The following is an 11,846-nucleotide window of genomic DNA, read 5'->3' as shown; positions in this document are numbered from 1 at the left end:
ATCGAACACGTTAACGAACCCGCACGCCGTGGTGGGGACGAATCCGAAGATCGTTCTCCGGGCCACCCCCGCGACGGAGAGCGGCGGCGCCGTTGCGTCCCACGAGGCCGACCGCGCACCCGACACCGCACGGACATCCGGTGAGACAGCCGTCACACATGCGGTGGAGTCCCGTCGGCGCGGGGGCGCGTCGGTAGTCTGGCGGTCCCGCCCGGCCCGCATCCGCGGCCCCACCGGAAAGGCCCTCCATGTCCCTGCCCCAACCCAGCACGGACGCCGGGCGCACCGCGCTCGACGCCTTCCTCGCCGCACCCGGGCGGGCGCTGGCCGCCTTCGACTTCGACGGCACGCTCGCGCCCATCGTCGCCGACCCGCGCACGTCCGCCCCCTACCCGGGGATCGTGGACGTGCTCGCCGACCTGGCCGGGCTCATCGGCTCGGTCGCCGTGGTCACCGGCCGCCCCGCCGAGACGGCGGTGCGGCTGGGCGGCCTGGACCGGGTGCCCGGCATCACCGTGCTGGGGCACTACGGCGCCGAGCGCTGGGAGGGCGGCCGCGTGGTCGCCGTCCCCGCGCCGCCCGGCGTGGAGGTGGTGCGCGAGGAGCTGCCCGGCCTGCTCGACGGCCTGGGCGCCCCGGAGGGCACCTGGATCGAGGACAAGGGGCGCTCGCTCGCGGTGCACACCCGGCGCACCGCCGACCCGGACGGCGCGCTCGCCCTGCTCACGCCCGCCCTGAGCGAACTGGCGCGGCGGTCGGACCTCCAGGTGGAGCCGGGCCGGATGGTCGTCGAGCTCCGTCCACTGGGGGTGGACAAGGGCGCGGCGCTCACCGCGCTCGTCGCCGAGGCGGGTCCGCGCGCGGTGCTCTACGCCGGTGACGACCTCGGCGACCTGCCCGCGTTCGACGCCGTGGTGGGGCTGCGCTCCCAGGGCGTCGAGGGCCTGAACGTGTGCTCGTCCTCGGACGAGGTCACCGCCGTGGCCGACGCCGCCGACCTGGTCGTCTCCGGTCCCGCGGGGCTGGCCGACCTCCTGGGCGGGCTCGCCGACGCGATTCGCGGTGCCTCCGGGGCGTGACGTCTCCAGGACGTGATGCCCCCAGGCATGACGCCTTCAGGTAAGACTCCGGGGCGTGACGCGCTGATGTGCTGATGTGCTGACCGGAAACGTTGACGGTGCGGCTCGTGGGCTTGTCCTGCCTGCCCACCCGTCCCCGTCTCCGTCCGGCGTGTGGGCGCGCTCCCAACACCCGCCTCCGTCGTCGCCTTCCGTCTCAGGACGACGACTCGTGCGCCTGCGGCGTGAGCGCCGACCGCGCGGCCGACCGCAGGTCCACCAGCCCGGTCCGGTGGCGCCCGTAGTGCACGGCGTTGGTGAGCACGCCCACGTACCGGCCGCTCTGCGGGTGCATGAACAGGCTCGTCCCGGTGAAACCGTTGTGGTAGACCACACCCTCCGGGGTGACCAGCCAGCCCAGGCCGCGCCACAGCCGCGCCCCCGCGTCCACGTGCGGCTGCCAGCTCGTGCGCACGTAGGAGGACGGCACCGGCCCCCGGCCGCCGTCGTGCATCCGCAGGATCTCCCGGGTGAACGCGCCGAGGTCGATGGCGGTGCTGAACACCCCGGCGTGCCCCGCCACGCCGCCCATCAGCGCGGCCGCCTCGTCGTGCACCACCCCCCAGGTGGGGGCGGCTCCGGGGATGCGGCGCTCGGTGGGCGCCACACCGGGCGAACGCGTCAGGGGGCCGAAGGCGGTGGAGCGCATGCCCATCCGCTCCCACAGGTCGCGGGCCAGCCGGTCCAGGCCCGTGCCGTAGAGGCGTTCCAGGAGCATGCCGAGCAGGATGAACCCGCGGTCGACGTAGGCGTAGCCCGGTTCCTCCAGCGGGTCGGCGAGGATGGCCTCCGCGAGGTCCTGGTCGGTGCCCACGTACCTCTCCAGCCAGGTCACCGGGTTGAGGCGGCCGGTGTGGGTGAGGATCTGCCGCGTGGTGACCTCCGCGCCGGGGAGGTGGTCCACGTCCAGGTACTCCGACATCGGGGCGTCCAGGTCCATGATCCCCTCGGCGACCGCCTGGCCGACCAGCGGCCAGGTCGCCATGACCTTCGTCAGGCTCGCGACGTCGTAGGCCACGTCCGGGGCGGTGTCGTGCTCGCCGTCGATCCGGCCGACCGCGACGAACTCCCACATGCCGCCGGTGCCGATCACGGCCGCGCCGCCGGGCAGCCACCCGGCGTCCACCATCACCTTCAGGACGCCCCGAATCCGCGCCCCTGTCTCCGTGAGCCAGTCACCATCACGCACAACACGCCTCCCCCCGGATGGTCTCGTCTTCCGGCGATACCCCGTTATCAGGTTGTTGTCACACGGGTCCCGGAGGTGCACAGGACGAAACCCTCGCAGGTCGCAGCCGTAATGAGGGCCGCGGCACGCGGCGGAGTAGTCTGGCGCCGGAGAAGCCCCGAGGAGGACGATGAGCAGCCAGACCCCCGTGCCCGCAGGTTTCCGCGGCGTGGCCGGAAACATCGGGATCAAGGACCCCAACGACGACTTCTTCGCGGTGGTGTCGGAGGTCCCCGCCCGCGTGTCCGCCGTGTTCACCCGGTCGCGGTTCGCCGGACCCAGCGTGCTGCTCAGCCGCCGCTCGGCGGCCGACGGCAGCGCGCGGGGGGTCGCGGTGATCGCCCGCAACGCCAACGTGGCCACGGGCAGGGTCGGCGACAGCCACGCCCACGAGCTCCAGGAGCGCGTGGCGCGGGCGGCGGGGGTGCCGCCCGAGGAGGTGCTGGTCGCCTCCACCGGCGTGATCGGCCGCCCGTACCCGATCGAGAAGGTCCGCGCCTACATGGACGCGCTGCCCGCGGAGTTCCCCCCGGCGGACCTGGACCGCTCGGCCGCCGCGATGATGACCACCGACACCCGGCCCAAGACCGCCTCGGCGACGGTGGGCGGGGCGACGCTGACGGGCATCGCCAAGGGCGTCGGCATGATCGAGCCGAACATGGCGACCATGCTGGCCTGGTTCTTCACCGACGCCGAACTGGAGCAGCCGGTGCTGGACGAGGTGTTCCGCCGGGTGGTGGACCGCACGTTCAACGCGCTGAGCATCGACACCGACACCTCCACCAGCGACTCGGCGGCGGTGTTCGCCAACGGGCTGGCCGGGCCGGTGGACGCGGCGGAGTTCGAGGCGGCGCTGCACGAGGTGGCCCTGAAGCTGGTGCGGATGATCGCCTCCGACGGCGAGGGCGCCAGCAAGCTGATCGAGGTACGCGTGAGCGGCGCGCGCGACGACGCCCAGGCCAAGCGGGTGGCCAAGGCCGTGGTGAACTCCCCGCTGGTGAAGACCGCCGTGCACGGCGCGGACCCCAACTGGGGCCGGGTGACGATGGCGGTCGGCAAGTGCGAGGAGGAGACCGACATCCTCCCCGACAACGTGCGGATCTCCTTCGGCGACGTGGAGACCTACCCCGCGGAGGCCACGGACGAGGTGCTGGAGCGCGCCGCCCAGCACATGAAGGGCGACGAGGTGGTGATCGGCGTGGGCCTGGGCATCGCCGACGGCGCCTTCACTGCCTACGGGTGCGACCTGACCGAGGGATACATCCGGATCAACGCCGACTACACGACCTGAGCCGCCGGTCCGGGCCCGGAGGGGTTTCGGACAGTCAAGTCGGTCGGTCGCGGTCGGCAGCGCCGTGCACAGCGGAGGTGGCACGGACGTGAAAGCGGCACGATAGAGGCGGTACAGCGAAGGCGGCACCACCCTTGTCCACAGGGGGTGGTGCCGCCTCTTCTTTCGCGGTTTCCTGGATATAGGGGGCCCACAGTCCTCGGCAGCATGGGCGTGCCCGCGCACCCGTGCGGCATCGGCGTGCCCGGGGTCCGAGGCCGGTCCAACTCATCCGGGGACCGGAGAGTCACCAGTTCCCCACGGCCCCGGTTCGGCGTCGCCGTAGATCCGGCCCGGCGCCCCCGCGTGCCGGACCGGGCCTCACCCCCGGCTAGATGTGGACGGCCGGGCCGTCGGTCATCCTGCCCGAGCGCATGAACAGCGACAGCACCGCGGCGACCAGCATGACCGCCGCCGCGATGGTGAAGGCGAGTTGCAGGCCCTCCATGAACGCCAGGTTGCTGGCCTCGGTCACGGCCGCCACGACCTCCGGGGGCGCGCCCTCGGGCAGCACCGCGCCGCCCTGGGCCACGACGCCCTGCATGCCCGCCAGCTCCTCGGCGGCGGGTTCGGCCAGCCCCGCCGCGGCGAAGTGGCCGGGCAGGGTGGAGACGATCGTCGCGGACATGACCGCGCCCAGGACCGCCGTGCCGAGGGAGCCGCCCAGCTGCATGGCGGCCTGCTGCACGGCCGAGGCGACACCGGCGTACCGCACGGGGGCGTTGCCGATGATCGCCGCGGTGGCGCCGGTCATGATCAGGCTCAGACCCATGCCGAGCAGGACGAACCCGGCCGAGATGTAGAGCACGCCCGTGTCGGTCCCCAAGAGCGACAGCATGAACATGCCCGCCGCCGCCAGCAGCAGACCCACCGTCGTGGGCGGCCGGGCGCCGACCCGGTCCAGGACCCGGCCCGCGATCGGCGAGGTGACCGCCATCAGCGCGGTCATGGAGATGAGCTGGAGGCCCGTCTGGGCGGGGCTCATGCCCCGCACACCCTGGAGGTAGAAGGTGATGAAGAACAGCGACCCCATCAGGCTCAGCGCCATCGCGACCGTCAGGACGGCGCCGATGGAGACCGAGGGGTTGGCGAACAGGCCGAGCGGGAGCAGGGGCTGCTCCGCGCGGCGTTCCCACACGAGGAAGGCCACGGCGAAGACCGCCGTGACGGCGAGCGAGCCCAGTGTGACGGGGTGGCCCCAGCCCACGCTGGGCGCCTCCACCAGGGCCCACACCAGGGCGAAGATGGCGATGCTCAGCAGCACGATGCCGGGAACGTCCATCCGGCTCCCGGCGTCGGTCGGTTTGTTGGCGGCCAGCAGCCACAGGCCGAGTCCGAGGGCGACCGCGCCCACCGGGACGTTGATGTAGAAGACGGCCTCCCAGCCGAGGGAGCCGACCAGGACGCCGCCCAGGATGGGGCCGCCCGCCGTGGCGGCGCCGATGAGGCTGCCGAAGACGCCGAAGGCCCGGCCGAGCTTGCTGGGCGGGAAGCTGGCGCGCAGCAGGCCCATCGCCGAGGGCAGGAGCAGCGCCCCGAAAATCCCTTGCAGCACCCGGAAGGCGACGAGCATGATGACACCGGCGGACAGCGCGATCGCCACGGAGCTGAGGACGAAGCCGACCGCGCCCACGAGGTAGGTGTTGCGGTAGCCGAAGCGGTCGCCGATCTTGCCCGCCGTGATCAGGAAGACCGCCAGTCCGAGCAGGTAGCCGTGGGTGACCCACTGGAGCTCGGCCAGCGAGGCGCCCAGACTCGTGCCGATCGCGGGGTTGGCGACGGCCACGATGGTGCCGTCCAGCGCCACCATCATCACGCCGAAGGCGATGGCGACCAGGGTCGCCCAGGGGCTCTCCGTCCAGCGCTGCTTCCGCTCCGTCTCCGGAGCCGCCTTCGGGACGGTCTGTGCGGTCATGGTTCCCCCTGCGTGCCGATGTCGTCGTCCGCATGATTATGTCGGCCGCTGACTCTTTGCAGCAAGTGCGTTTTGTCAGTCGCTGACGTAATCTGTTTCACACGGTATCCTCGGTCGACAGACCTCGGTCGACAGAGCCGAGACCAGCGGGCAGAGCCAACACGCGGGAGGCACGTCCATGAGCACGACGAGCGCCGAACCGGGGGAGCAGCTCGGGCTGCGCGAGCGCAAGAAGGCCCGGATGCGCGAGTCCCTCATGGAGTCGGCGCTGCGCCTGTTCCACGAGAACGGTTACCAGCGGACGACGACAGAGGAGATCGCCTCCTGCGTCGGGGTCTCCCAGCGCACGTTCTTCCGCTACTTCGGTTCCAAGGAGGACGTGGTCCTGGAGGCGGTCGAGGACATCGACGAGCAGTTGTTCGCCGCCCTGCTCGCCCGCCCCGCCGACGAGTCGCCGTTCACCGCGCTGCGCAACGCGATGCTCGACCACTGGGACTACCTCGAACGCGAGATGCTCCACCTCCAGGGCAGCGCCATGGGGCTGGTGTCCGAGAGCCCCGAGCTGATCGAGGTCAACATGCGTTACTGCCACAGCAGGCAGGAGCGGCTGGCGCGGGCGCTGGGCCAGCGCACCGGCGTGGACCCGGCCACCGACCCGCGTCCGGGGGTCCTGGCCTCGGTGTTCCTGTCCGTGCTCAACAGCGGCCACCAGGCGTGGTGCGTGTCCGGCTCCAGTGACGTGGAGGATCTGGTCCAGGCGTTCCTCGAACGGTTCGACCTGGTACCCGAGGTAGTCGGCGGTCACTGGGAATGCCCACGAGGCTGAGCGGCTGGGCAGCTGGGCGGCCACGCAGCCTCGCGGGCCCTTGGTTGGATTCACAGTTCACATGGGGAGCCTCAGCCGTACAGGGCGCACCAGAGGCGCACCCGGTCCCGGAGTTCGTCGAACTCTCCGGCCGGGGTGCCGGTTGTGGTGGAAGTCGTTGCCGTGGCGCAAGCCGTTGTTGTGCCGGAAGCTGCGGCCGTGGCGTGAGCTGTGGTCGTGGCAGAAGCCGTGAACGCGGCGGAAGGCGGTGCGGCCAGCAGGTCACCGACCGGAACCCGTGGCAGCGGAGGCATGTAGGGACGGACCAGCGCGCCCGCCGTGAGGTCGGGATGCGGAGCGGGACGCCGCGCCTCGGGGACAGGCCGTGACTCAGTGGCAGGCCGCAGCGTGGGGGCGGGCCGTGACGCGGAGGTGGGTCGCGATTCAGGGACAGGTCGCGGTCGCGGCACGGGGACGGGCGGAAGCTCGGGGCGCAGCGGCGTGATCTCGATGGCCCTGGTCTGGCGACGCGTACCGAGCAGGTGTCCCAGCATCCACGCGAGCGCGGCGGCGCACAGCGCCCGTAGCTGTTCGGCCCACGAACGGTGACGCCTGCGGTGCCTGCCGATAGGGTTTTCCACGGTCTCCTCCTGGTGCTTTCAGGTGGTGATCACGCCCCGGCCCGGTGCTCGTAACACCGGTTCGGGGCACCTTGTTTTCTGTCGCCTTCGCGCGCGGGTGTCATTGGCCCCGGTGGGGCCGCAGCGCTTCCCGCTCGTGGTCGGTCTGCCTCAGACCTCAGCGGCCTCGGGCTCGGGGACGGGGGCGTAGGGGTCGATGTGCGCCCACACCGTCAGAGGCATGCCGGGCTCGCCGTTCCAGCCCCACTCCAGGGACAGGCTGTCCACGAGGTGCAGGCCCCGCCCGCCGACCCGGAGGTCGTCGCCGCTCGGTGACAGACGGGGAAGGCGCGCGGGTTGGCTCGGTCGCGGCCCGTCATCGGTGACCGCCAGGTGGATGACGTGGTTCGGCAGGCGCCGCATCTGGATCTTCACCCGGCCGCCGGGGGCGCCGGAGGCGGTGTGCGTCCAGGCGTTGGTGACTAGTTCGCTGGCCACAAGCACCAGGGAGAAGGTGCGGTGGACCTGAACCCGTGCGCCTCGCTGGCACCAGCTACGGATCTGAGCCACCTGGTTCACCTCAGACCCGAAGAACGCCGTGCGCACCCCGGTACCGCCCCTCCCCCGACGCGGCAGCTCGCCCCCGCCGTCCTCCACCGCCCGCCTCGGTCGCGGTACACCAAAGCTGTTCATCGCAAACTCCCTCGCATCAAGGGAAGCCCAGCCAGGCTTTCCCCTGAACAATGAGTATGCAGACAGTCACAGCACAGCGCAATACTGTTCAGGGAAATTTGCTCAGGACATAGTTGCCGGAAGTTGGCTCTCCAGGGAGAGATGCGCCAAACTGGACGCATCCCGGCTCCTGGAGGTCATCAGTGGGGCAGAGCCCAGCAGGCGTCACCCGGCGCACCATCGCCCGCGTCATGAAGCGCGCCCGCATCCGGGCGGGGATCAAGAGCGGAACCGCAGCTCGCCACGCCGACATCAGCCCGGGCACGCTGACCAAGTACGAGAAGGCGGAGAACCCCTGGCCCGTGCCGATCGTGTACGTGCTCAGCGAGTTCTACGGGCTGTCACAGGAGGACCGGGACAAGCTCGTCGACCTGGCCAGGCAGAAGGAACTCGGCTGGTGGCACAGGCACCGGGACATTCCCGAGTGGTTCGAGTCCTACATCGGCCTGGAGTCCGAAGCGCACACCGTGCTGAACTACGAGGACGGCACGATCCCCGGTCTGCTCCAGACTGCGGACTACGCCCGCACTGTGCTCCGGGCCGACGTTGACGCTGGTTCGGACGAGCAGATCGAAGCCCACGTCACCGTGCGCCTGCAACGTCAGAAGCGCCTGAGCGAGGATGAACCCCTCCAGCTCAATGCTGTGATGAACGAGAGCGCCCTCTACCGGACGGTCGGCAGCACGGAGGTCATGCGCGAGCAGCTGTCCGTTCTGTTGGAACGTGCCGAACTGCCCAACGTGAACCTGCGTGTTCTGCCCTTCGAGAGCGGTGCCCACGCCGCCAGCGAGGGCAGCTTCGTCATCATGCAATTCCCGGACCTGCTGGCCAACGTCACCTTCGACGACGTTGTGCTTGTCGAGTATCGGGCAGGAGCTGTCTACCTGGAGAAGGAGCACGAGATCGGACTCTTCTCGCGCATCTTCCAGCAGGCTCAGAGCCAGGCTCTGAGCACTGAGGAGTCCGTCAAACGCATCCAGCACATCCGCAGCGAACGATACGAAGGATGAGGCACGAAGTGGCTTTCAAGAAGGCCAACCACATGGCTTGGCACAAGTCCAGCTACTCCGGTGGCGGCGGTGGAAACTGTGTAGAGGTCGCTGAGGGCCAGAGCGTGCTGGTGCGCGACACCCAGCACCGCGAACTCGGCCACCTCACCTTCACCACCCCCGAATGGACCGGCCTCCTCAACACCCTCAAGGCGCGTTAAAGCCAGTCGCTCTGGGTACCTCGGAACTGCCGAGGTACCCAGTATTGCGATGGAGCAGTGCATGAAGTGGCGTAAGAGCAGTTACAGCACCAACGGCGGCGAGTGCGTTGAGGTCTCGAACTGGCGCAAGTCCAGTTACAGCACCGACGGTGGTGACTGCGTCGAGGTCTCCGACTGGCACAAAAGCAGCCACAGCGGCAGCTCAGGCGGCGAGTGCGTGGAAGTCGCCGAAGGCTGGACCGAAACCCGGGTTCGGGACACCCAGAACCGCGAACTCGGCCACCTCGCCTTCACCACCCCCGAGTGGACCGGCCTCCTCAACACACTCAAGGTCCGCCAGCGGTAAGCACACGCCCGAACAGATAGGGCACAGGACCGTCCGGGCTCAGCCCAGCCCTCATGACCGAAACCCTCAGCGGAGTCCGACAACACCGCCATGGGATGATCCCGTCCACCATGTGCACGGACCGGTTATGGAGGAGGTTGGCGATGTTCGCGTTGCCCCTGGATGTGGACGGCACGGAACTGCGCCCGCTCGAACCCCGGCACGCCGATGAGTTCCTGGCCAACATCGACCGGGGGCGCGAGTTCATCGGACGCTACATCGCGCTTCCGGACGTCATCGTGGACCTGGAGTCGAGCCGGACCTACCTGCGTTCGTACGCGGAGAAGGCCGCGACCGACACCGGAGGCATCTACGGCATCTGGTCAGGCGAAAAGCTCCTCGGCGGCGTCCTCTTCCGCACGATGGACCTCGCGCACGGCACCGCTGAGGCAGGCTGCTGGCTGGAACCGTCAGCCGCGGGACGCGGGCTGGTGACCAGGGCCGCACGCTTGATCATCGACTGGGCCGTCGAGGAGCGGGGCATCCACCGGATGGAGTGGCACGCCTCGTCAGCGAACGAGGCCAGCATCGCCGTGGCTCGGCGGCTCGGCATGGTCCGGGACGGCGTGCTGCGGGAGAGCTACGTCTACCGGGGCGAGCGCCACGACATGGAGGTCTGGTCGGTGCTCGCCCCGGAGTGGCGCGCTCAGCGCCAGCCCTCCTGACGGCTGCGCCCGAGGACAGCCGCTCCTCCGTCAGGAGTGCCGTCCCCGCCTATACGGGACCCAGGCGGTCCGCTCGTCGCAGTTACGCCGCGCGTTCGAGGGTTCATTCCATGGATGTGGAGTTCACTCGTCACAGGCTTCACAACATTCCTGCGAGCGGCCGATGAGTTCGGCCGCACGGCAAGGTCTGTCCTTGCGAGACCGATTCGCCGCCGTTACCCCTCAGGACCGACATGTCTGCGCTCCGGCGGCGGTGAGAGCGTCCCCGACAGGAGAAGTGTGATGCCCGAGCTGAATTTTCTGGCCATCGGAGCGGCGGCCGTGGCCGCGTTCGTCGTGAGTGGTGTGTGGTACGGCGTGTTCGCCAAACAGCTCAAGGAGCTGGGCCCCTCGGCGGAGCCGAAGCCGATGGCGCTGCTGCTGCCCGTGGAACTGGTTCGCAACCTCGTCCTGGCGACGGTACTGGCCTGGCTCGCCTCCGCGACGGGAGCCGTCGGCGTACCGGGCGCGCTGGTGTTGGGGCTGGTGCTGTGGGTCGGGTTCCCCGGCGTGCTGTTGGCCGGATCGGTCTTCCATGAGAACGTGCCGTGGAGGCTCGCGGCCCTCCACGCCGGTGACTGGCTCGTAAAACTACTGGTCATCGCCGCCATCGTCGGCTTCTGGCGCTGATCCACCGGTCGTCATCGTGGACCTGGAGTCGAGCCGGTCCTACCTGCGTTCGTACGCGGAGAAGGCCGCGACCGACACCGGAGGCATCTACGGCATCTGGTCAGGCGACAAGCCGCTCGGCGGCGTCCTCTTCCGCACATGAACATCGCACACGGCACCGCCGAGGCGGGCTGCTGGCTGGAACCATCAGCGGCGGGAGAGCTACGTCTACCGGGGCGAGCGCCACGACATGGAGGTCTGGTCGGTGCTCGCCCCGGAGTGGCGCGCTCAGCGCCAGCCCTCCTGACACCTGCGCCCAGGACAGCTCAACCGCAGCACATCACCCGGCTTCCAGCGAGCGGACCAGCGAGGCGCAGGCGACCCGGAGACCCGGCGACTGGACGGACCGCGCGAACCGAACTCGCGGGTCGCGCGCGCCGTCAGCGGATGTCGCGACGGTCCAGAACGGCGGAGGCCCCGGCCATCAGCACCGCCGTGAGACCGAGGGAGACCACCACGACGACGGCCACGAGGCCGGTGGTGACGGTCCCGGTGTCCGCGAACATCCCGGTGCCCAGCTGGGTCGCCCGGCTGAGCAGCCCGTACGGGAGCGTCATCGCCACGGGTTCGAGCCGGGTCATCAGCAGCAGCACCCCCGCGGTCGCCCCCAGCAGCGCCACGGCCACGGGGGCGGCGAAGGACCTCATCAGCATCGACAGTCCGGACTGGAGCGCCGCCACGGGCAGACACGCCAGCACGATGACGACGCTGGCCAGCAGGTACCGGGGCGGCAGCGTCCCGGGCAGCGCGAACACCAGCTTGCCGACGACGATGACGCCCACCACCAGCACCGCCTGCATCGCCGCCGCGAGCACGGCGAGCACGACCGTCTTGCCGACGACCACGTGGAAGCTCGACACCTTCCGGCCCATCAGCGCGTTCCAGTTGCCGTCCTGGTGCTCGACCCGCCACACCAGCGAGGCCAGCACGGCCACACCGACGGCCAGGGGGAACAGGCCGTAGAAGACCACCACCCGCATCCACAGGGTGTGCCAGTGGTCTTCGAGCGGCTGACCGGAGACGACCGTGTTGGCCGCTCCGGTGAGCACGGCCAGCAGCGGCAGGAGCACCACCACGACCCAGCTCAGAGAACGCTTCAGCTTGAGGAACTCGGCTCGGACCGAACCCAT

13 protein-coding genes are annotated in these 11,846 nt (G+C 70.1%); 9 read left to right on the top strand and 4 right to left on the bottom strand.

Translation table 11 applies throughout. The features are described 5' to 3' along the window. The first annotated feature begins 248 nt into the window (after positions 1–248). Positions 249–1,079: a trehalose-phosphatase gene (gene otsB / locus ACSIH6_RS10250; protein ID WP_435107999.1), complete on the top strand. Its 831-nt coding sequence runs from the start codon at positions 249–251 to the stop codon at positions 1,077–1,079. Positions 1,080–1,275: 196 nt separating this feature from the next. On the opposite strand, the gene ACSIH6_RS10245 is transcribed toward otsB, so the two are convergent. Continuing rightward, positions 1,276–2,307, bottom strand: a complete 1,032-nt coding sequence (locus tag ACSIH6_RS10245) for a serine hydrolase domain-containing protein (protein WP_435107998.1) — start codon at positions 2,305–2,307, stop codon at positions 1,276–1,278. Between the two features lie 169 nt (positions 2,308–2,476). Here ACSIH6_RS10245 and argJ point away from each other — a divergent pair, with 169 nt between their 5' ends. After that, a complete protein-coding gene (argJ, locus tag ACSIH6_RS10240) occupies positions 2,477–3,637 on the top strand; it encodes a bifunctional glutamate N-acetyltransferase/amino-acid acetyltransferase ArgJ (RefSeq protein ID WP_435107997.1) in 1,161 nt (386 codons plus the stop codon). Positions 3,638–4,007: 370 nt separating this feature from the next. Here the strand turns inward: argJ and ACSIH6_RS10235 are convergent, their stop codons facing one another. Further along, positions 4,008–5,591, bottom strand: a complete 1,584-nt coding sequence (locus tag ACSIH6_RS10235; RefSeq protein ID WP_435107996.1) for a DHA2 family efflux MFS transporter permease subunit — start codon at positions 5,589–5,591, stop codon at positions 4,008–4,010. Positions 5,592–5,769: 178 nt separating this feature from the next. Here ACSIH6_RS10235 and ACSIH6_RS10230 point away from each other — a divergent pair, with 178 nt between their 5' ends. Continuing rightward, on the top strand, positions 5,770–6,417 hold the full coding sequence (locus ACSIH6_RS10230) for a TetR/AcrR family transcriptional regulator (protein ID WP_435107995.1): 648 nt from the start codon (positions 5,770–5,772) through the stop codon (positions 6,415–6,417). A 770-nt stretch (positions 6,418–7,187) separates the two neighbouring features. Here ACSIH6_RS10230 and ACSIH6_RS10225 read toward each other — a convergent pair. Then, positions 7,188–7,622: an ATP-binding protein gene (locus tag ACSIH6_RS10225; protein WP_435108003.1), complete on the bottom strand. Its 435-nt coding sequence runs from the start codon at positions 7,620–7,622 to the stop codon at positions 7,188–7,190. 269 nt (positions 7,623–7,891) lie between these two features. On the opposite strand from ACSIH6_RS10225, the gene ACSIH6_RS10220 reads away from it, so the two are divergent. The 6 genes from ACSIH6_RS10220 to ACSIH6_RS10195 all read left to right on the top strand — a co-directional run bounded on the left by ACSIH6_RS10220 (position 7,892) and on the right by ACSIH6_RS10195 (position 10,819). Beyond that, positions 7,892–8,758: a helix-turn-helix domain-containing protein gene (locus ACSIH6_RS10220; protein WP_435107994.1), complete on the top strand. Its 867-nt coding sequence runs from the start codon at positions 7,892–7,894 to the stop codon at positions 8,756–8,758. Continuing rightward, positions 8,755–8,958, top strand: coding sequence for a DUF397 domain-containing protein (locus ACSIH6_RS10215; protein ID WP_435107993.1), 204 nt, complete (start codon positions 8,755–8,757; stop codon positions 8,956–8,958). Before ACSIH6_RS10220 ends, ACSIH6_RS10215 begins: the two co-directional genes overlap by 4 nt. A 61-nt stretch (positions 8,959–9,019) precedes the next feature. Then, on the top strand, positions 9,020–9,304 hold the full coding sequence (locus ACSIH6_RS10210; protein WP_435107992.1) for a DUF397 domain-containing protein: 285 nt from the start codon (positions 9,020–9,022) through the stop codon (positions 9,302–9,304). A 143-nt stretch (positions 9,305–9,447) separates the two neighbouring features. Beyond that, positions 9,448–10,008, top strand: a complete 561-nt coding sequence (locus tag ACSIH6_RS10205; RefSeq protein WP_435107991.1) for a GNAT family N-acetyltransferase — start codon at positions 9,448–9,450, stop codon at positions 10,006–10,008. A gap of 282 nt (positions 10,009–10,290) precedes the next feature. Further along, entirely contained in the window at positions 10,291–10,677 is a 387-nt protein-coding gene (locus tag ACSIH6_RS10200) for a DUF1761 domain-containing protein (protein ID WP_435107990.1), read from the top strand. A 16-nt stretch (positions 10,678–10,693) separates the two neighbouring features. After that, on the top strand, positions 10,694–10,819 hold the full coding sequence (locus ACSIH6_RS10195) for a hypothetical protein (protein ID WP_435107989.1): 126 nt from the start codon (positions 10,694–10,696) through the stop codon (positions 10,817–10,819). Positions 10,820–11,096: 277 nt separating this feature from the next. On the opposite strand, the gene ACSIH6_RS10190 is transcribed toward ACSIH6_RS10195, so the two are convergent. Continuing rightward, positions 11,097–11,846, bottom strand: coding sequence for an ABC transporter permease (locus ACSIH6_RS10190; protein WP_435107988.1), 750 nt, complete (start codon positions 11,844–11,846; stop codon positions 11,097–11,099).

It is taken from the genome of Nocardiopsis synnemataformans (assembly GCF_965343085.1).
In the GTDB taxonomy this organism is placed as follows: domain Bacteria; phylum Actinomycetota; class Actinomycetes; order Streptosporangiales; family Streptosporangiaceae; genus Nocardiopsis; species Nocardiopsis alborubida.
The sequence above is the reverse complement of the archived record's forward strand: the minus strand, read 5'-3'. Positions and strand labels throughout refer to the sequence as shown.